This is a genomic window from Nocardiopsis sp. ATB16-24, from assembly GCF_030271535.1.
Classification (GTDB): domain Bacteria; phylum Actinomycetota; class Actinomycetes; order Streptosporangiales; family Streptosporangiaceae; genus Nocardiopsis.
The window spans coordinates 92096-111616 of sequence record NZ_JASCXJ010000011.1; the positions used below are offsets into that span (position 1 = coordinate 92096).

The window sequence follows — 19521 nt, forward strand, 5'->3', positions numbered from 1 at the left end:
TGTTGGCTTTCAGGACACTTCCAAGAAGACGCCCCTCGCAGGACTCTGGAGCCATGGTCGACGACATCACCTCTGTACCAAAACCCGCACCCACCATGATCCACCGCGCGTGGCCGATCGCCCTGATCGCGTGCCTGACCATCGTGGCGGCCGCTGCCTTCGCCGCGATGCCCGGACTGCTGACCGATCCCCTGCACACCGAATACTCCTGGTCCCGCGGGTCGATCGGCGTGGCGGCCTCGCTCAACATGATCGTCTACGGCCTTATCGCCCCGTTCGCCGCCGCCTTGATGGACCGTTTCGGCATCCGGCGCATCGCCCTGGTGGCTCTGGGAGTGATCGTCGTGGGCGCCGGGTTGACCACCGTCATGACCGCCGCCTGGCAGCTCACCCTGTATTGGGGACTGCTCATCGGCGCGGGCACCGGGTCTTTGGCGATGACGTTCGCCGCCACTGTCACCAACAATTGGTTCGTGGAGCGCAAAGGGCTGGTCATCGGCACTCTGACGGGGGCCAGCGCCTTCGGCCAGCTGGTGTTCCTACCCGCGCTGGCCTGGATCATCGACCATCACGGGTGGCGCCCGGCCATCGTGACGCTGGCACTGACGGCCGGCGTGATGGCCGTCCTCGTCGCCTTGGTCCTGCGCGATCACCCGGCCGACCTGGGTCAGCGCCCCTACGGCTCCGCGGTCTTCGTGAAGAAGCCCAGAACGGACCGGGGCGCGGCGCGGCGAACGGTGGAGGTCCTGTACTCCTCGGTGCGCAGTCGCCGGTTCTGGCTCCTCGCGGGAGCGTTCGCCATGTGCGGCGCCACCACCAACGGCCTCATGTGGACCCATTTCGTACCCGCCGCCCAGGACCACGGGATGGCCGTCACGGTCGCCGCCGCCCTGGTGTCGACGATCGGCGTGTTCTCCCTCGTGGGAACGATCGCCTCGGGGTGGTTCACCGACCGGATCGACCCGCGCACGCTCCTGGTCTGCTACTACGTGGGCCGGGGCGCCCTGCTGGCGGTGCTGCCCGCTCTGTTCGGCCCGAACGCCGAAACAGCCATGATGGCCTTCGTCGTCGTGTTCGGTCTGCTCGACGTCGCGACGGTGCCCCCGACCATTCTGTTGTGTCACCGGCTCTTCGGTGCCGACGGCGCCATCGTCTTCGGGTGGACCAACGCCGTCCACCAGGTGGGAGCGGGCGCGATGGCGGTCTTCGGTGGGTTCACCCGGGACGTGACCGGCGGTTATGGGTCGGTGTGGGTCCTGGCCGCCGCCCTGTGCGGAGTCGCGGCACTACTGGTCCTGCGCCTCCCCGGAGCGAAGGACCGGAGAAGGCCGTCCGCAGCGGCCGGGGAAGAGTCCGTCGACGGGGGGAACCGCGCCGAGCGGGAGGGGGTGTGATCGACATGGGCGCCACCGGCGACGAGGAGCCGTCGGGGGTCGGAGCGAACACCCCCGAGGAAGCCCTCAGCGTGGAGACCGGAGAGGTCCACGGAGCCGCCCTCTCCCGAAGGCCGTCACCGCAGTTCTCCGTCGTCCTGGTGATCCTGGCGGTCCTGGTGGCCTACGTGGGGGTCTCCGGGCTGGGGCAGGGTCTGCGCGCGGCGCGTGGCGAGGGCGCACCGGGGGTGTTCACCATGACCAGCATCACGTGCGTTCAACACCCCGGACACGAGTCGTGCACCTGCAACGGGACCTTCACCGGCGACGCGGGAGAAGAGCCCCGCAGCGTCTACCTGCACGCCGCGGGGCGTGACACCTGCGTAGAGGACGCGTCCATCCCGGCCGGGGACGTCGGTGCGTCCAACCGCGTCTACGGCCCCGACGGCTCCCGCGAGTGGATCCTTTCCGTGTTCATCCTCGTGGCGTGCGCGGCCGTCATCGGCGGTGTCGCGATGACCTGGGTACGCCACCTGTGGGCAACGACCAGACCAAGGTCAGGGGAAAGGACCGGTCGGAACGTGGGGTGAGGTGCGAGGAAGGCCCGGATCCGGTCTTCCGGGGAGTCGGCTCGGACCTTCCTCGCTCAGAAGGGGTAGGGGCCGAGGCGACCCCAGGTCACGACGGCGGCCAGGACGAGCAGCACCACGTTCTCGACCACGTCCCGGCCCTCCTTGAGTCGGGCGTGCACGATGCTCGCGCCGCTCATGACCAGGATCGGTCCGAACGCGGCCAGGGGAGCCAGGGCGCGGGTGACCTCCGGAGGGCAGGACCGGTCCCGCCACCGCCAGGACCTCCAGCGGTCCGATCGGCTTGAGCATTCAGGATGAGAAGCCCTCGGCCCGGACCGTCATGGGGCCGGTGGTCGGTCTCTCCTTCGGCCGGTGTCGGCTTCCTCGAGCCTGTTCCGAGGAGGTCGACGCCCGGCCTACGGCGAGGGCCCGGAGAACGGTGTTCATGAGCGCCTCCTCGGCCGCCGGGCGCGATCGGCGCGCAGGGAAAGGGGGCGGGAATCGATCGGCGTCGTCGGGGTCGCCTCCGGCGATGGCGATCACCCTGTACATGAGGCGCGCAGGGGCGGCGGACGACCGTCGTCGAGGGGTGCGCGTGCGTTCTCACCGGACCGGCGCGCTTGGGCCGGCTGTTTCCTCGGGTTCACGATTCTCTTCCACCCGGTCGTCGACCGTCGGACGGGCACAACGGTGAAAGCGCGACGCACCCGGGTTCTGTGAGGTGCCCCGCTGTCGCACCGCCCGGAGTGGCGGACCGGGCCAAGGGCGCGGTCGACCTTCTAGGTTGAGATCATGGAACCGACCGAGCGGATCTATTCGGCGCTCGTCAAGCGCAACCCGGAGACGGAGGCGGCGCTGCCCGAGGGCGTGCGGAGCAACGTCGCGCGCAACGGCCTGCGCCTGGTGTCGGCCAGCGCCCTGCAGTCCTCCGGAGACCAGACGGTCAACGCCTCGACCGTCCTGCCGTGGCTGTTCCACGCCCTGGGTGTTCCTCCGGCGTTGGTCGGTGTGCTCGTGCCCATCCGCGAGTCCGGGTCGATGCTGCCGCAGGCGTTCCTGACACCACTGATCCTGCGGGTGCGGTACCGCAAGTGGGTCTTCGTCACCGGAGCCCTCGTCCAGGCCCTGTCGGTGGCGGTGATGGCGGCGACCGCGGCCCTCGGTCGGGGACTGACCGCCGGTGTGATCATCGTGGTCGCCCTGACCCTGTTCTCCCTGGGCCGGTGCCTGGGGTCGATCTCGTCCAAGGACGTCCAGGGCCGTACCGTCCCCGGTGGTGAACGCGGCCAGATCAACGGGCTGGCCACCACCGCGGCGGGGATCGTGGCCATCACACTGGGACTGGGCATCCGTGTGTTCGGCGGAGAGGACCTGTCGCCCGTCGGCCTCGCCTGGGTGCTGGCCGCGGGCGCGGCGCTGTGGGTGGGCGTGGCGCTGATCTACTCCGGTGTCCGGGAGCCGGCCGGCGCGGGAGGGCCGACCGACGCCCCCGGCGAATCGGACGACGACTCCGAGGATCACGACGGCGAGGCCCCAGGGCGGCGGGGCTGGTTCGCGCGGACCTACCTGCTGCTGCGTGAGGACCGCTCCTTCCGGCACTTCGTCTCCGTCCGTGGTCTTCTGCTGGTGTCGGCGTTGAGCCCACCGTTCGTGGTCACCCTGTCCGTGCAGTCGGGGACCTCGGGGCTGGCGGGACTCGGCGGGTACGTCATCGCCTCCGGTGTCGCCGCGCTGCTGGGCGGGCGTCTGTTCGGCCGGTTCGCCGACAGGTCGAGCCGCACGCTGATGGCGGCCGGGGCCGGAGCCGCCTCGGGCGTCATCCTCGTGCTGGTGCTGGTGGTGTCCCTACCGGGGTTCTCCGGCGACAACGCGTGGGGGTCCCTGCTGTTCGTCGTCTGCTACTTCCTGCTGACCCTGATGCACACCGGTGTCCGGGTGGGACGCAAGACCTATGTCGTGGACATGGCCGAAGGCGACCTGCGCACCACCTACGTGGCCGTGTCGAACTCGGCGATGGGGGTCGTCCTGCTCGTGGTCGGCGGGATCAGTTCGCTGCTGGCCCTGGCCGGGGTCGTGTGGGCTCTGCTCTTCCTCGCCGCTTTGGGAGTCGTCGGTGTGGTGGCCGGCGGCAGACTGCCCGAGGTGTCCCACCGGGCGTGACGCCCGACGGGACACCCTGGTGGTCAGGAAGGGATCCGGGTCCGCGACACGGTGGCCAGACGGGCGGCGGAGGTGCCCAGTCCCGAGGGGCTCCAGGCGTGGTCCACGGGGACGCCCTCACGCGGGTCGATGGGGGCGCGCAGGCGGCGTTGCTCCCGCTCGGTGTAGCGGACGCACTTGCGGTGCCATTCCAGGATCCCCGACATCCACTCCTTCATGCCCTCGGCGTCGCGGAGCAGGGCCCCACGGGCCGACTCGTCGAGGTCGAAGTCGTCGAAGAGCCTCGGCATCTCGTGGGCGAGGATGTGCTCGAACTGCTCCATGCGGGCGCGCATCAGGTCCACGACGACGTCGCGGGCGGTGAAACGGTCGAGATCGAGGAAGTTCTCCACGACCAGGACCAGGTTGTGCACCTCCCCCTCGAACTCGATCTCCTTCTGGTAGGAGAACAGGTCGTTGGTGAAGCAGGCGTAGTCCTGGGCGGCGGTCTCCAACTCGCGCATGGTCCGTGTCCGGAAGATCTCCGCGGGCACGTCGGCGAAGCCGGTCAGTTTGGCCAGGCTCCGCGTCATGTCCGAGCCGAAGGTCATGCGGCGCATCTCGATGTAGTCGACCGGGTCGGGCACGCGGTGGTGGGCCTGGTTGTCGAGTTCCCAGAGCCAGCTGGTGGTCATGTCCCGCACCGCGGTGCGGAACTCGGCACGGGCGGCGGGGTTCATGGGTCCCGCGGTGCGGCGCCACAGATCGGCCAGGCCACGTTCCATCGGGTTGGTCGGTTCCGGGGTGGGACCGAGGTCGAGCGGCATGAAGGCCGGGAACCGTTCGTTGCAGAGTCTGGCCGCCGCCGCGTTGCGCGTGGTCCCGAACACCAGGGGGAAGAAGTCGTCGCCGTAGGTGCCCCAGGCCAACCAGTCGGAGGAGACGCACAGCTGCTCGTAGCTCGCGTCGGCGTGGATCATGGCGGCGCAGTGGGCCAGGTCCAGGCCGATGAACTGACGTTCGTTCCACACCCCGGCGATCTCCACGCCGGGCAGTGAGTCGAAGAACCCCATCCGCCGCGCCCAGTCCACGGCGTAGGCGCGAGCCGCGTCGATGTGCGGGTTGGTACGGAAGGGGAACGGCATGTACAGGTCGGGCAGTTCCAGGGGGCCGACGGGCCGCAGCACCTCCTGGAGGTGCTGCCGTGAGCGCCGACGCACCCCGGGGGCGAGGGCGGCCACGGCCGGACGGGAGGCCGACGTGCCCAGACCCGTGGGGCCGGCGAGCCCTCCGGCCGGTTCGGTCGCGCCCTGGTTCATGTACCGGTTGGAGCGTGCGTGCCACTCGTGCCCGCCCGCCTGCCAGTCCTGAAGACCCCTGACGTAGGCGGCGACCCCGGCCTGCTCGTGGGGGGCCGCGGAGTGTTCGGCGAGCAGCGCGGGCACCTCGCCCAACGCGGTGTCCTCGAACTGCACCAGGCGCGAGGTGAGCAGGTCGTTGACGAGTTCAGCGGCCTCCTGCGCGGGGCGGCCGAAGAACCGTTCGAAGACGAGCACCGCGTTGGAGTTCTCCCCCTCCTCCTGGACCTCGCGCTGGTAGGAGAACAGGTCGTTGCGCAGGTGCACCGCGTCGGAGAAGGTGTCGGCCAGCACCCTCATGGGTCGTGTCTCGGCCAGCCTGTCGGGCAGCTCCGCGCCCACGGCGACCTCCACGAGGTTGGCCGACCACGGCGCCCCACCGACCCGACGCCTCATCTGGATGTACTCGATCGGGTTGGCCACCCGGTCGCGTTCGATGTTGTCCAACTCCCACATGGACTCGACCATGAGGTTGTGGGTGCTGAGGGTGAAGCGCCGCCGCCAGTCCGCCGACATCGACGGCACGGTACGCCGCCACAGGTCGGCCAGGCCCGCCTCGGCGGGGTTGTCCGGTTCCCGTGGCCGCTCGCCGTCCTCGGTCATGAACTCCTCCAGGCGGTCCAGGAAGGTCCGCGCGCCGGCGAAGTCACGAGAGTACTTGTACTGCTCCAGGAAGTGGTCGTCGAAGAAGAACACCCACACGTACCAGTCGGTGACCAGGTCCAGGGTGGGCCCGTCGCAGTCGGGATGGGTGTAGGCGCACATCAACGCGTAGTCCATCCCCGCCAGGGTGGCCTCGTCCCACACGAGTCCGCCCCTGGGGGCGGGGGTGTCGAGCATGCCCATCCTGCGGGCCCAGTCCATGCTGTGCTCGCGGGCGCGCTCCAGGTGCGGGTTGAGCCTGGCGGGATGCGGCAGGTAGAAGTGGGGCAGTTCGAACGCTTGCATGGGAAAGCCTGTTCCGGTCGGCCGACGGTCGTGTTCGTCCGGCCCCGGCCGCGTCCATCGGTCGCGCGCCGGGGCCCGGTGGCGGGTCAGGGGCTGCGGACCTGCGACGGCAGGGTGAAGCGCACCGTCTCGCGGGCGGTCCGGTGTTCGGTCACGGTCACCGGCCCCAGCCCCGCCAGTGCCGCGACGACCTCCTCCACGAGGTGGTGCGGTGCGGAGGCGCCCGCGGTGAGACCGACCGTGGACACCCCCTCCAACCAGGTGGGACGGATGTCGCGTGCTTCGTCGATGAGGTGGGCGCGTGTACCGTGGCGCCGGGCGAGTTCCACCAGGCGCTGGGAGTTGGAGGAGTTGTCCGACCCCACGACGAGGACCAGGTCGGCCTCCCCCGCGATCCGCGCCAACGCCTCCTGACGGTTGGTGGTCGCGTAACAGATGTCGTCGGACCCGGGCCCGCGCAGGGCGGGGAAACGGGCGCGCAGGGCCTGGATCACCTCGGTGGTCTCGTCCACGGCCAGGGTGGTCTGGGTGAGGTAGGAGACCCGTTCGGCGTCTTGCACCCGCAGCCTCTTCGCCTCCTCGGGGGTCTGCACCAGGACGGTGCGGTCCGGGGCCTGGCTCAGGGTGCCCTCGACCTCCTCATGGCCAGCGTGTCCCACCAGTACGACGGTGTCGCCGCGTGCGGCGAACCGGCGGGCCTCGTTGTGGACCTTGGTGACCAAGGGGCAGGTCGCGTCGATCACGTCGAGTCCGCGTCGCCGCGCCTCGGCGCGTACCGTCGGGGAGACCCCGTGGGCGGAGAACACGACCGTGGCCCCGTCGGGGACGGCGTCGAGCTCGTCGACGAACACCGCGCCCCTGCGTTCGAGTTCCGCCACCACGTGCCGGTTGTGCACGATCTGTTTGCGCACGTGGACCGGGGCGCCTCGCTGTTCCAGGGCGCGTTCGACGATCTCCACGGCCCGCTCCACCCCGGCACAGAACGAGCGCGGCGCGGCGAGCAGGAGGGTGCGGGGGCGCCCCGCGGCCGAGGCCCAGTCCTCGACGGCCGCCCGTGCCGCGGTCGACCCGTGGTCGTCGTACGCGGCCGCCCCGAAGGCGACCTCTCCTTCGTCGACGTGCAGCAGCACGGCCGGGCCTGCGCCCGCTCCTGGTGGTGCGGCGGAGGTCGGCCCCTCCCGGAGGGGTCCGCGCAGGGTGCGCGCGCCGCGTCTGCGCACCTGTCCCTCGACCAAGGCCGCGGCGGGGCAGGGCAGGTGCGTCCCGTCCGGGCGCAGCAGCGTGTCGGCCACCAGCACGGTGCCGTGTTCCAAGGGACCGGTGGTGTACGCGGTGCCGGTCGCCTGTGTGATGGGCATGGGACCTCCCTGGGTCAATGGGTGCGGTGGACGGCGAACCGGGCGAGGGCGCCGAGTTCCCTCGCGGGCCCGGGCACGGGGTCGATGGAGTGGAGCGCGTCCAAGGCGCGTTCCAACAACGTGTCGGCCTGGTTCTGGCTCCAGCCGCGCCCTCCGGCGGCGTCGACCAGTCGCGCGGCGCGGGCGACCTCGGCCTCGGAGAGCTCGCCGTCACGGAGGTAGAGGTCGGCCAACTCCCGTCCGGCGGGGGTGTCGGAGTTCAGTGCCGCCACCACGGGCAGGGACTTCTTCCTGCTGCGCAGGTCGGAGTAGACCGGTTTGCCGGTGATGTGGGGACTCCCCCAGATGCCCAGGAGATCGTCGACGTGCTGGAAGGCCGTCCCGAAGGATCTGCCGAACTCGCCCAGGGGCTCCACACGGTCGCCTCCGCCCCCGAAGGCGGCCCCGATCGCGCAGGCGCACCCCAGCAGGGCGCTGGTCTTGCCCTCGGCCATGCGCACGCACTCCTCCAGGGCCACGTCCCGCCGGTGCTCGAAGTCCAGGTCGGCCCGTTGTCCGTTGATCAGGGCCAGCACCGCGGCGCTGAGCATGCGCAGGCCGTCCCTGGCCGCGGCGTGACCGCTCGCGGCGAGCACGTCCAGGGCCAGGGTGAGCAGGGCGTTGCCGGTGAGGATGGCCGCGTCGGCCCCGAAGACGACCCAGGCGGTGGGCCGGTGGCGACGGGTGGTGTCGCCGTCCATGACGTCGTCGTGCAGGAGGGAGAAGTTGTGCACCAGTTCCACGGCCACCGCTCCCGGCAGCGCGGAGGAGGGCGGCGCGCCCACCGCCTCGGCGGCCAACAGCGCCAGCGCGGGGCGGATCGCCTTGCCGGACACGGCGTCGTCGGGGGCGCCGTTCTGGTCGCGCCAGCCGAAGTGGTAGGCGGCGACGGAGCTCACGGCCGGAGGCAGTCCCTCGACGGCGGCGCGCAGCGCCGGTTCGAACAGAGCGCGGTTGCGGGTCAGGACCTCGTCCGGCCGGTGGCCTCGCGTGGCGTCCTCGGTGATGGACATGTGTCTCCTCAACGCGTGATGTCGACGTTCTCCAGGACCCCCAGTGCGTCGGGCACCAGGACGGCCGCGGAGTAGTAGGTGCTGACCAGGTAGGAGGCGACGGCCTGCTCGTTGAGGCCCATGAAGCGGACGTTCAGTCCGGGTTCGTACTCGTCGGGGATGCCGGTCTGGTTCAGGCCGACGACGCCGTGGGCCTTCTCGCCGGTACGCAGGGCCAGCACGGAGGTGGTGCGGGCCCCGGTGACGGGGATCTTGTCGCAGGGCAGGAGGGGCACACCCCGCCAGGCCGTCATGGTGCGTCCCTCGACCTCGACCGGTTCGGGGGTGAGGCCGCGGCGGTTGCACTCGCGTCCGAAGGCGGCGATGGCCTGGGAGTGTGCCAGCAGGAAGCGTGTTCCGCGCCGACGCGAGAGGAGTTCGTCGAGGTCGTCGGGGGTGGGCGGTCCGCTCCGGGGCTGGATGCGCTGGTCGAAGGAGGCGTTGTGCAACAACCCGAAGTCGCGGTTGTTGATCATCTCGTGCTCCTGGCGCTCCCGCAGGGCCTCGATGGTCAACCGGAGCTGCTGCTCCACCTGGTTCATCGGCTCGTTGTACAGATCCGCCACCCGGGTGTGCACCCGCAGCACCGTCTGCGCCACACTCAGCTCGTACTCACGCGGCTCACGCTCATAGTCCACGAACGTCCCCGGCAGCACCGGTTCGCCGGAGTGCCCCGAGGACAGGGCGATCTCCGCCTCACCGTGCCTGTTGTGGGGTCCGGGGGCGAGGGGCCGGTCGCGGACGTGGGCGCGCAACGCCTCGGAGTCGCGGACCGCGCCTTCGGCCGCCTGCTCGGGAAGGACCATGACGATGCACGGGGTGAGGGCGCGGAAGGTGTGCTCCCAGTCCCCGGGGCCCCGGAGCGCTTCGGAGCCGAAGAACTCCCCGTCGGCCATGACCCCGAGGACGATGTCGTCGCCGTACTTGCCCCGACCATGCCGCTCCACACGGCCGTGCGCCAGGACGTACACCCCGTCCCGAGGCCGCCCCGCCTCCACGATCACCTCCCCCGGACCGAACTCCCGCTGCTCGAAACGCGCCGCCAACGCCTCCAACACCGCGTCGTCACCGAAGTCCCGCAACACCGGAAGCTCCCGCAACTCCTCCGGCACCACACTCACCCGAGCACCGGTGTTCACACACGTCACACGGCCATCACCCACCGTGTACACCAGACGACGGTTCACCCGATAGGCACCACCCCGCGCCTGCACCCACGGCAACATCCGCAACAACCACCGCGACGTGATCCCCTGCATCTGAGGAGACGACTTCGTCGTCGTCGCGAGATTGCGCGCCGCCGACGTCCCCAGACTGAGCGGGGCGGAGGGGGGAAGAGGAGTGTCGGTGTTCGTTGTCATGGCAAGAGCCGCCGATCCTGCTGGGTGCCGTGGATGGAGGGCCGCCCCGGGGGCTGGGGCGGCCCGGTCTGCGGATCCGGTGCGGGGGGAGGCCGCACCGGATCCGCGGTGGGGGGAGTCTGGTCAGTCCTCCCGTCCGAGCTCGACGTCCTCCAGGATTCCCAGTGCGTCGGGCACCAGGACGGCCGCGGAGTAGTAGGTGCTGACCAGGTAGGAGATGATCGCCTGCTCGTTGATCCCCATGAAGCGCACGGAGAGCCCGGGTTCGTACTCGTCGGGGATGCCGGTCTGGTGCAGGCCGATGACGCCGCGGTTCTTCTCACCGGTGCGCATGAGCAGGATCGAGCTGGTGCGGGCCTTGGTGACGGGGATCTTGTTGCAGGGCAGGAGGGGCACACCCCGCCAGGAGGGGACCTTGTGCCCGGACATGTCGATGCTCTGGGGGTAGATGCCGCGGCGGCTGCACTCGCGTCCGAAGGCGGCGATGGTGCGCGGGTGGGCCAGCAGGAAGCTCGGTTCCTTCCACACCGTGGCCATGAGCTGGTCGAGGTCGTCGGGGGTGGGCGGTCCGCTCCGGGGCTGGATGCGCTGGTCGAAGGAGGCGTTGTGCAACAACCCGAAGTCGCGGTTGTTGATCATCTCGTGCTCCTGGCGCTCCCGCAGGGCCTCGATGGTCAACCGGAGCTGCTGCTCCACCTGGTTCATCGGCTCGTTGTACAGATCCGCCACCCGGGTGTGCACCCGCAGCACCGTCTGCGCCACGCTCAGCTCGTACTCACGCGGCTCACGCTCATAGTCCACGAACGTCCCCGGGATCATGGGCTCGCCCACGTGACCGGCGGCCAGCTCGATGGCGGCCTCGCCCGTCCCCTCCTCCGTCTCCTGGAGCCGGTCCTGGACGTTGCGGGCGTGCTCGCGCAGGGCCTCGGCCTGCCCGTCCAGCCCTCCCAACGCCTGGGGGGAGAGCACGAGCACCGTGCAGCGGGTGACGGTCTTGGCGGTGAAGTCCCAGGGCTCCTCGGCGCCGGCCAGGACCTCGCCGCCGAAGTGGCTTCCACCCGCGAGGACGTCCAGGACGATGTCGTCGCCGTACTTGCCCCGACCATGCCGCTCCACACGGCCGTGCGCCAGGACGTACACCCCGTCCCGAGGCCGCCCCGCCTCCACGATCACCTCCCCCGGACCGAACTCCCGCTGCTCGAAACGCGCCGCCAACGCCTCCAACACCGCGTCGTCACCGAAGTCCCGCAACACCGGAAGCTCCCGCAACTCCTCCGGCACCACACTCACCCGAGCACCGGTGTTCACACACGTCACACGGCCATCACCCACCGTGTACACCAGACGACGGTTCACCCGATAGGCACCACCCCGCGCCTGCACCCACGGCAACATCCGCAACAACCACCGCGACGTGATCCCCTGCATCTGAGGAGACGACTTCGTCGTCGTCGCAAGATTGCGCGCCGCCGACGTCCCCAGACTCATCTGCTGCTGCCCGCTCCGCAGCGCAGGGTTCGACTCGACCGTTTCCGTCACCGAGAACACCACCATTTTCCGAACGCAGTGAATGCACGTGATGCCGGCGCCGGGAGAAGGAGTCTTCTCGAGGGGCCCCGGCCTCCGACCCTCACCAAAGAGACCACAGGTGCGGGACCTCTGGCAATGAAAATGTGGTTTTTTAGAAAACGGATCGATTCAGCGTATTCACGCAGGCCTACCCGCACGCCTTGTTTTCACACCAGGACACGACACGGACCGGACACGGCGATAACATTCCTCCATTCTCCCCTCAAATATGACAGAAGCATATGAGCGTAGAGAAAGACCACTCGACCCTCGCAGGAAAATGCACGAAAATGCCGGAATAGCGACTTTCCGCACGGTGATCGCAGAGCCTTACCCCTTCTCTTTGCGGACATCCCCGAAGATCCGTGACGTCAGGCCTGCAAACCCGCCCCCCGGCGCGCGTCAGGACCGAGAGGCCTGAGTGCCGACCTGCGGCCCTCCGCCAGGAGAAAGACCTGGCGACGATGCCTCCTCGACCCCCGAAGGGTCCACATCCGGGAAGGGACACAGGGGCACAAAAGCACCCTGACCTGGAGGAAAGGGTCCTCTCGGAGAGCTCTGCCCGCCCCCGCGCGCCGACGATCCCCATAACCTTCACGTCACGATAGGCGCAAATCCACACTTCACCAACAAAGCGGACAGAACACTGGTACGGCAGCTTCGCACAGCTCACACGCACCAGCCCGCACTCCAGATTCCTGGTGCTCGTCCGCCTTGCCTTCCGTGGATCCTGGAGTATCCATGACCATTCCCCAGCCTCCCCTCCCGGCGGAACCGAAGCCGGGCCTGTCCCTCGGCGCGAAGATCGGCATCGGCTGCGGGGGGTGCGCGTCCATTTCCATGGCCGGCTTCCTGTTCCTGCTGTTCATCGGCGCCCTTCTCGGCCCACCGGACACGGAGGCCGAATCGGTGGCGGCCACCCCGTCGCCCTCCCCCACCGCGTCACCGACCCCCACCGCACCCGATCTGGTCGGCCTCGACCTGACGGAGGCCGAAGGAGAGATCGACGACTCCGACTTCGCCCTGGGCGAGATCGTGCTCGCCGCGGCCGGCGACGACCCGGCGTGGAACCGCTCGGCGATGCTGGTGTGCTTCCAGGAGACCGACGACGCCGTCGTCGACCTGGGCGTCGCACCGGAGGGCACCGACTGCCCCGACGAGCCCGAGGCCGCGCAGGAGTGGCCGACCCTGCCCGGTTTCGTGGACGAGGAGGTCTCCAAGGCGCGCGAGTGGGCCGAGACCGCGGGCATCGCCGGTGTGGAGGTGTCGGCCGCCTTCGGCGACGTCGACGACCCCGAGCTCGACGAGGCCGACGCCCACCTGGTGTGCGCCCAGTCCCCCGGGAAGGCGAAGAAGACGGCGCCCTACGAGGACGACCTCGTCCTGAGGCTGCACGTCGTCGAATCCACCGAGGAATGCCCCGACGAGATCGGGGACCCACGCCCCGAACCCGAACCCGCCCCCGAGCCACGACCCGAGCCCGCCCCGCAGCCCGAACCGGCTCCACAACCCGAACCCGAACCCGAGCCCCAGCCCGAACCGGAGCCGGAGGCTCCGTCCCATGTCCAGGGAGTGCACCCGGGGGCGTTCTGCTCCCAGCACTGGCAGTACGGGTACACCACCGCGGGCACCCTCATGCAGTGCACGACCACCGCCGAGGACAGCAGGTTCCGCTGGCGCAGGGCCTGACCGCCACTTCGGCCCCGGGCCCGACCCGGGGCCGAAACACCACCGGTGGAGGTCGGGGTTCGCCCACCCGGGACGGTGGGACCTCAGACCGACGCCACTCCCACCAGGGCGTCATAGGTGGAGGTGGTGCGTTCCAGCCCCACCCCCAGTCCGCGCGCCCAGGCGTCCAGTTCGGCCTGCACGACCAGAGCGTCGCGGTCGTCGTCCACGACCAACTCCAGTTCGAGGAAGACGCCCAACCCCTCGACCAGGTCCACGCACACCCCGACCCGCCCGGCCCTGCCGGCACGACGGTGCTTGACGATGCGCACGGTCGGTTCGAACCCCATCGCCAGGATCGCGCCGTGCATCTGTTCCCGATCCACCACGGTCGTCTCGTACTCGGCGCACTCCATGGCGTTGGACAACGGGGTCTTGGTCGTGAACACGTGCACACCGCCGTCCAACCCTCGCAGGCGGACGAAGGTGTGTCCGACCCTGCCCATCGTGGGCCTCCACCCCGCGGGGGCGTAGGCCTGGTCGTCCTGGAAGACCGGGTCGCCCAACTCCACTCCGGCGGTCGTGAGCGCCGCCACCAACTCCTCCAGGTCCGCCACCCGGTACTTCGTCTCGATCTCCCGCATCACAAACCTCTCCGACCTCGACACCACCGACTCCGGGAGCGTACCGAGAGCACGCCGTGAGCAGCGCGGATACCGAGAATTCGGCTCCTCGGTCCTGCTCGGGGGGCCGCCCGGCACCCGTCGGACGGTACCCGCGCCCCCGGGAGCCGTGTTCGGCCCCGCCCGGGCACGGGTGCGCACACCGCGCGCAAAAGTGGGAGGCCAGGACGGCGTTTCCTCGGGCGCCGATGGGTAGTCGCCCCGATAAACCACCGCCGACCAGCCACAACGACCGACAGGGCGGTACGAACGCCTCGCACGCTCGGCCGGCTCGGCCTCCCGGCCACGGACCCGCGACAGAGCGGTCCGGCAGGGGGCACGCGATCCGGCGACTCCACCCACGGAGGAGATGAGTCCCATGCAGGTCACGGCGGCAGTCGCCCGCACCCAAGGAGACCCGTTCACCATCGAGGAGCTCGAACTCGACGAGCCCCGACACGACGAGGCGCGCGTCCGCCTCGTGGCGACGGGTGTCTGTCACACCGACGCCGTGGTCCGCGACGGTGTCTACCCGACTCCTCTCCCCGCCGTCCTGGGCCACGAGGGCGCCGGCGTGGTCGAGGCCGTCGGCGACTCCATCACCACGGTCCGGCCCGGTGACCACGTCGTCCTCGCCGCGGCCTACTGCGGGCGCTGCACCCGGTGCCGCCGCGGGCAGATGGCCTACTGTGAGAACCTCTTCGCCGCCGACTTCGGTGGTCGGCGCCTCGACGGCAGCACCGCCTTTCGCTCGAACGGGGAGACCGTCTCGTCCCACTTCTTCGGACAGTCGTCCTTCTCCACGTTCACCAACGTCGTGGAGGAGTCGATCGTCAAGGTCGACCCCGACATCCCTTTGGAATACCTCGGCCCTCTGGGTTGTGGTTTCAACACGGGGGCCGGGACCATCCTCAACGAACTACGCCCCGAGATCGCCTCCTCCCTGGCCGTCTTCGGCACCGGCGCGGTCGGCAGCGCCGCCGTCATGGCCGCCAAGGTCGCCGACTGCGCCACCATCGTCGCCGTCGACATCCACGACTCACGCCTTGAGACGGCGCGCGAGCTGGGCGCCACGCACACGATCAACACCACCACCGAGGACATCACCACCCGGTTGTCCGAGATCACCGACGGTCGGGGGCTCGACCACGTCGTCGACACCACCGGACGACCGGAACTGCTGCACGCCGCCGCCGACTCGCTCGGCGTGCGGGGCACGGTGGCGCTGGTCGGAGCCTCTCCGGCGGGCACCGAGGCCACGTTCGAGATCGGTGAGTCGTTGATCAAGGGCTGGACCTTCAAGACCGTGGTCCAGGGCAGTTCGGTACCGCAGGTCTTCGTCCCCCGGATGATCCACCTCTGGAAACAGGGCCGATTCCCGATCGAGAAGCTCATGCGCCGCTACGACCTGAAGGAGATCAACCAGGGCTTCGCCGACTCGGCCTCCGGCACGACGGTCAAGCCGGTCGTCGTCTTCTGACCAGCGGGGCGTGCGGCGGCGATGATCGCCTCGCGCCTCCCGAACCCCTCCACGGCTCGCTCCCGGTGCCGAGCCGTGGAGGGCTCCTCTTCGGGCACCGGTGGTGGGTGGTGCGGCCCTGGCGGTCCCCCTGTCGGTGGCGCGCGTCCGAGGCGGGCCGACCGGCCCCTCACTCCAGGGTCGACGCAGGCGACGGCCCCGGCGCGGGCCTCCCCCGTCCGTGCCGGGAACGGCCGGGGCCCGCCCGCCTCGGTGGGCGTGGCCGTCACAGGCTCCCGCACCGATTCGTCCCCTCGAAGAACCGCCACCGGAGCCCAGAGCGACCACCGGTGCCCGCGGTCGAGGGACGCGGGTCGCCGGTGCGTCCGGTGATCACGACCAACGACGGGCCCTGAGCGGCACCGACCGTTCGGTGCTTCCTCACACGCGAGCGCGAAGGAACGTTCGCGAGGCGGAGCGCGTACGTTGGACCGTGGACGGGCGAGGTTTCGAGGCTCCCGTACCCCTCGGCCCTCACGGGGAGAGCGTCGACATCGCGACCGTCGTCTCCACGTCCGCGACGAAAGGGGCATCTCGATGACCAACCCCGAGGCGAACCCGAAGACCCACGTGTGCGCCGACGGCGGCCTGCCCGGGCCGTGGGCCGAGCGCGAAGGCGGAGCTCCGGTCGAGATCATCACCGCCCGCGCCGTGCCCCTGGGCGGGCCGCGCGCCATGAACGTGCGCCGTACCCTGCCGCAACGACAGCGTTCGTTGATCGGCGCGTGGTGCTTCCTCGACCACTACGGACCGGACGAGGTGACGGCCACCGGCGGAATGGACGTGGCCCCGCATCCGCACACAGGGTTGCAGACGCTCAGTTGGTTGTTCGAGGGGACCATCGCCCACATCGACTCCGGTGGACACAGCGCCCACGTCCTCCCCGGAGAGATGAATCTGATGACGGCGGGTGCGGGCATCTGCCACTCCGAGACCTCCACGCCCGGCACCGAGCGACTCCACGGGGTGCAGTTGTGGATCGCCCTTCCGGAGGAGGCACGCCACAGGCCCGAGCGTCGATTCGAGAACTTCGTCCCCGACCCCGTGGAATTCGACGGGGGGTCCGCGCTGGTGTTCCTCGGTTCCCTGCTCGGCTCGCGGTCACCGGTGCGCACGCACACGCCACTGGTGGGCGCCGAGATCGGACTCGAACCGGGCAGGACCCTCGACCTGTCGGTCGACCCCGGGTTCGAACACGGCCTGCTGGTGGACACCGGTGAGGCGGTCACCCTCGAAGGCGTGCACGTGCCCAAGGACGCCGTGGGCTACACCGGTGTGGACAATCGGACCCTGCGGATCGCCAACGGCGGCGACGGACCGGCCAGACTCGTGTTCCTGGGAGGCGCGCCCTTCACCGAGGAGGTCCTCATGTGGTGGAACTTCCTGGGCCGCTCGATGGAGGAGATCCGGCGGTACCGGCAGGAGTGGCAGGACCACGGCGAGCGGTTCGGGCGCGTCGAGGGCTACGTGGGCCACGGCGGCCCCGGAAGGAACCGTGAGGGGATGGACCGGCTCCCCGCCCCGGAGCTGCCGCCGGTGCGGATACGTCCGAGGAAGAACCCGCCGCCCCACGCACGATTCCAGGACTGACCGGTCCTGCGGGCGCCCGAGTCGGGGAACTCCCCACGCCGATCCCGCCCGGAGGCGGTCGTCCCATGCACAGGTGACGGGGACGGGGACGGGGTCTCTCCCAGGAGTGACGTTCCCGGCCGGACCTCATCGCCCGGTGCGGCGGGGCCCGGAAGGGTCACGGACGTGCCTTCCGAGCCCCTTGCGTGTTCAGTGCGGTGACGGCGGCCGTTCCAGGCCCAGATGGCCCCGGAGCGTGTCCGACTCGTACTCGCGGCGGAAGAGCCCGCGCTGTTGCAGGATGGGGACCACGTGGTCCACGAAGTCGTCGATCCCGCCCGGCAGCGACGGCGGCATGAGGTTGAACCCGTCCGCGCCGCCGTTCTCGTACCACGCGATCATCCGGTCGGCGATCTGCTCGGGCGTTCCGACCATGGTGCAGTGCCCTCCGCCGGCGGCCAGGCGGCCGAGCAACTGCCGCACCGTGGGTCGTTCCGCACTGATGATGCGCAGAATGGTCTCGTAGCGGCCCTGGGGTCCGGTGAACTCCTCCAGTGGCGGCAGATCGGGAACCGGTGCGTCCAACTCCCAGTCGGAGCAGTCCTGTTCGATGAACAGGCCCAACTGCTGCAACGACTCCTCGGTCGGCAACAGTTCGTCCAGTTCGCTCTGCTTGGCCCGGGCCTCCCGCTCGGTGGAACCGACGTAGGTGACCAGGCCGGGCATGATGGCGACGGCTCCGGGGTCGCGGCCGGCCCGACGGATCCGCGCTTTGACGTCGCTGTAGTAGTCCTGGGCACTGGGCAGGTCGTAGGCCACGGAGTAGACGGCCTCCGCGCGGCGGGCCGCCAGCTCGCGTCCCTGCTGCGACGAACCCGCCTGGAACAGCACCGGGTGTCCCTGCACCGGACGCGGCACGTTCAACGGGCCGTCCACCCGGAAGTGCTCCCCCCGGTGGTCGACCGGCCGCACCAGGTCCGGGTCCGCGAAGAGCCCGCCCCGGTCGTAGTGGAGGGCATCATCGCTCCAGGAGTCCCACAACCCCAGCACCACCTCCACGAACTCCTCGGCGCGCGCGTAGCGCTCCTGGTGCGTGGGCATCCGCTCGTACCCGTGGTTGCGGGCCTCGCCGTCGAACATGGACGTCACCACGTTCCACCCCACCCTCCCCCCGCTGATGTGGTCCAGGGAGGCCAGCAGACGGGCCGCGTGGAAGGGCGTGTAGAACGTGCTGGACACGGTGCTGACCAGACCGATGTGCCGGGTGGCCCGGCTCATGGCCGCCAGGGTGGTCAACGGTTCGAGGAACCACCACGGACCTCCGGCGACATCGCCCGCGGCGTGGCCGTCGGCGAAGAACACCGCGTCCAGGCGACCGCGTTCGGCGGTACGGGCCAGTTCCTCGAAGTAGGTGATGTCACCGATCCGTTCGGCCGGCGAGTCGGGGTGACGCCAGGCGGCCTTGTGGTGGCCGCAGCCGAAGATGAACAGGTTGAGGTGCATCCGGCGGTCGGGGGCGGCGGCCATCAGTTCATCACCAGTCCGCCGTCGACGACGAGGTTCTGCCCCGTGACCGCGCGTGCCCAGGGGGAGGCGAAGTACAGGGCCGCGTCGGCGAACTCCTCGGGGGTGGTGACCCGCCGCAACGGGGTACCGGAGGCGATCAGGTCGAACACCGCCTCGGGGGTGGCGGAGCTGGCGTCGGTGGTGCGCAGCAGCCCGCCGGAGACCATGTTGACGGTGATGCCGTCGGGGCCCAGGTCATGGGCGAGGGTGCGGGTCAGGGAGAGCAGTGCCGCCTTGGCCGCGGTGTAGTCGTGGTAGGGGACCACGGGGTGCTGGAACAGGTTGGTGCCCACGTTGACGATCCGACCGAACCCGCTCTCCCGCATCCCCGCCAGCGCGGCCTGCACGGTGTTCAGCGCGCCCTGGACGGTACCGCTGAACTGCCGGTCGAGGTCCTTCCAGGTGAGGGTGTTCGCGCGGGGTCGTGCGTCCCCGTTGAAGGAGAAGTCGACGAGCGCGTTGTTGACGACGGTGGTCACCGGGGAGCCGAAGTGCTGCTGTGCGGTGCGTAGCATGTCGGCGACCTGTTCGGGGTCGCGGACGTCGGCCTCGACGGCCAGCGCGTGTCCGGGGCGGGTGTCGGCCAACTCCCGGGCGGCCTCGCCGCTGGACCGGTAGTTGATCACCACGCGTGCGCCCTCGCGCAGGAACGCGCGTACCAGGTGGGAGCCCAGTCCGCGAGCCCCACCGGTGACGACGACCGTCTGCCGGTCGAGGGGAAGCGCGGTACGGGAAGAACTCATCGGTGGCCTTTCTGACATGGGCGAA

General features: G+C 70.1%; 15 protein-coding genes. 6 read left to right on the forward strand and 9 right to left on the reverse strand.

Annotated elements, in window-relative coordinates:
* Positions 1 to 53: 53 nt before the first annotated feature.
* Positions 54 to 1394: an MFS transporter gene (locus PFX91_RS13875; protein WP_285731940.1), complete on the forward strand. Its 1341-nt coding sequence runs from the start codon at positions 54 to 56 to the stop codon at positions 1392 to 1394.
* A gap of 5 nt (positions 1395 to 1399) precedes the next feature.
* Positions 1400 to 1963, forward strand: a complete 564-nt coding sequence (locus PFX91_RS13880) for a hypothetical protein (protein ID WP_285732018.1) — start codon at positions 1400 to 1402, stop codon at positions 1961 to 1963.
* Between the two features lie 56 nt (positions 1964 to 2019).
* On the opposite strand, the gene PFX91_RS13885 is transcribed toward PFX91_RS13880, so the two are convergent.
* Positions 2020 to 2178 carry a DoxX family protein gene (locus PFX91_RS13885; protein ID WP_285732019.1) on the reverse strand — a complete coding sequence of 53 codons (159 nt, stop codon included), beginning with the start codon at positions 2176 to 2178 and terminating at the stop codon, positions 2020 to 2022.
* A gap of 559 nt (positions 2179 to 2737) precedes the next feature.
* On the opposite strand from PFX91_RS13885, the gene PFX91_RS13890 reads away from it, so the two are divergent.
* Positions 2738 to 4105 carry an MFS transporter gene (locus PFX91_RS13890; protein ID WP_285731941.1) on the forward strand — a complete coding sequence of 456 codons (1368 nt, stop codon included), beginning with the start codon at positions 2738 to 2740 and terminating at the stop codon, positions 4103 to 4105.
* 23 nt (positions 4106 to 4128) lie between these two features.
* On the opposite strand, the gene PFX91_RS13895 is transcribed toward PFX91_RS13890, so the two are convergent.
* From PFX91_RS13895 to PFX91_RS13915, 5 genes are all read right to left on the reverse strand, one after another.
* Complete coding sequence (locus tag PFX91_RS13895) at positions 4129 to 6390, reverse strand: terpene synthase family protein (RefSeq protein ID WP_285731942.1); 2262 nt, start codon at positions 6388 to 6390, stop codon at positions 4129 to 4131.
* Positions 6391 to 6476: 86 nt separating this feature from the next.
* Complete coding sequence (locus PFX91_RS13900; protein WP_285731943.1) at positions 6477 to 7748, reverse strand: 4-hydroxy-3-methylbut-2-enyl diphosphate reductase; 1272 nt, start codon at positions 7746 to 7748, stop codon at positions 6477 to 6479.
* A 14-nt stretch (positions 7749 to 7762) separates the two neighbouring features.
* On the reverse strand, positions 7763 to 8800 hold the full coding sequence (locus tag PFX91_RS13905; RefSeq protein ID WP_285731944.1) for a family 2 encapsulin nanocompartment cargo protein polyprenyl transferase: 1038 nt from the start codon (positions 8798 to 8800) through the stop codon (positions 7763 to 7765).
* An 8-nt stretch (positions 8801 to 8808) separates the two neighbouring features.
* On the reverse strand, positions 8809 to 10200 hold the full coding sequence (locus PFX91_RS13910) for a family 2B encapsulin nanocompartment shell protein (RefSeq protein WP_285731945.1): 1392 nt from the start codon (positions 10198 to 10200) through the stop codon (positions 8809 to 8811).
* Between the two features lie 123 nt (positions 10201 to 10323).
* Positions 10324 to 11754, reverse strand: a complete 1431-nt coding sequence (locus PFX91_RS13915; protein ID WP_285731946.1) for a family 2B encapsulin nanocompartment shell protein — start codon at positions 11752 to 11754, stop codon at positions 10324 to 10326.
* Between the two features lie 756 nt (positions 11755 to 12510).
* Between PFX91_RS13915 and PFX91_RS13920 the strand changes: the two genes are divergently transcribed.
* Positions 12511 to 13458, forward strand: a complete 948-nt coding sequence (locus PFX91_RS13920) for a serine/threonine kinase (RefSeq protein ID WP_285731947.1) — start codon at positions 12511 to 12513, stop codon at positions 13456 to 13458.
* Between the two features lie 83 nt (positions 13459 to 13541).
* Here the strand turns inward: PFX91_RS13920 and PFX91_RS13925 are convergent, their stop codons facing one another.
* On the reverse strand, positions 13542 to 14081 hold the full coding sequence (locus PFX91_RS13925) for a class IV adenylate cyclase (protein ID WP_285731948.1): 540 nt from the start codon (positions 14079 to 14081) through the stop codon (positions 13542 to 13544).
* Positions 14082 to 14469: 388 nt separating this feature from the next.
* Between PFX91_RS13925 and PFX91_RS13930 the strand changes: the two genes are divergently transcribed.
* Together PFX91_RS13930 and PFX91_RS13935 are read left to right on the forward strand one after the other, a co-directional pair.
* On the forward strand, positions 14470 to 15579 hold the full coding sequence (locus PFX91_RS13930; RefSeq protein ID WP_285731949.1) for an NAD(P)-dependent alcohol dehydrogenase: 1110 nt from the start codon (positions 14470 to 14472) through the stop codon (positions 15577 to 15579).
* Between the two features lie 576 nt (positions 15580 to 16155).
* The gene (locus PFX91_RS13935; protein ID WP_285731950.1) at positions 16156 to 17208 is read left to right on the forward strand and encodes a pirin family protein; all 1053 of its coding nucleotides are present in this window, start codon (positions 16156 to 16158) and stop codon (positions 17206 to 17208) included.
* Between the two features lie 189 nt (positions 17209 to 17397).
* Here the strand turns inward: PFX91_RS13935 and PFX91_RS13940 are convergent, their stop codons facing one another.
* Together PFX91_RS13940 and PFX91_RS13945 are read right to left on the reverse strand one after the other, a co-directional pair.
* Positions 17398 to 18714 (reverse strand): LLM class flavin-dependent oxidoreductase, encoded by a 1317-nt coding sequence (locus PFX91_RS13940; protein WP_285731951.1) that lies wholly within the window; start codon positions 18712 to 18714, stop codon positions 17398 to 17400.
* The gene (locus tag PFX91_RS13945) at positions 18714 to 19496 is read right to left on the reverse strand and encodes a 3-oxoacyl-ACP reductase (protein ID WP_285731952.1); all 783 of its coding nucleotides are present in this window, start codon (positions 19494 to 19496) and stop codon (positions 18714 to 18716) included. The genes PFX91_RS13940 and PFX91_RS13945 overlap by 1 nt, the downstream gene beginning before the upstream one ends.
* Positions 19497 to 19521: the final 25 nt, after the last annotated feature.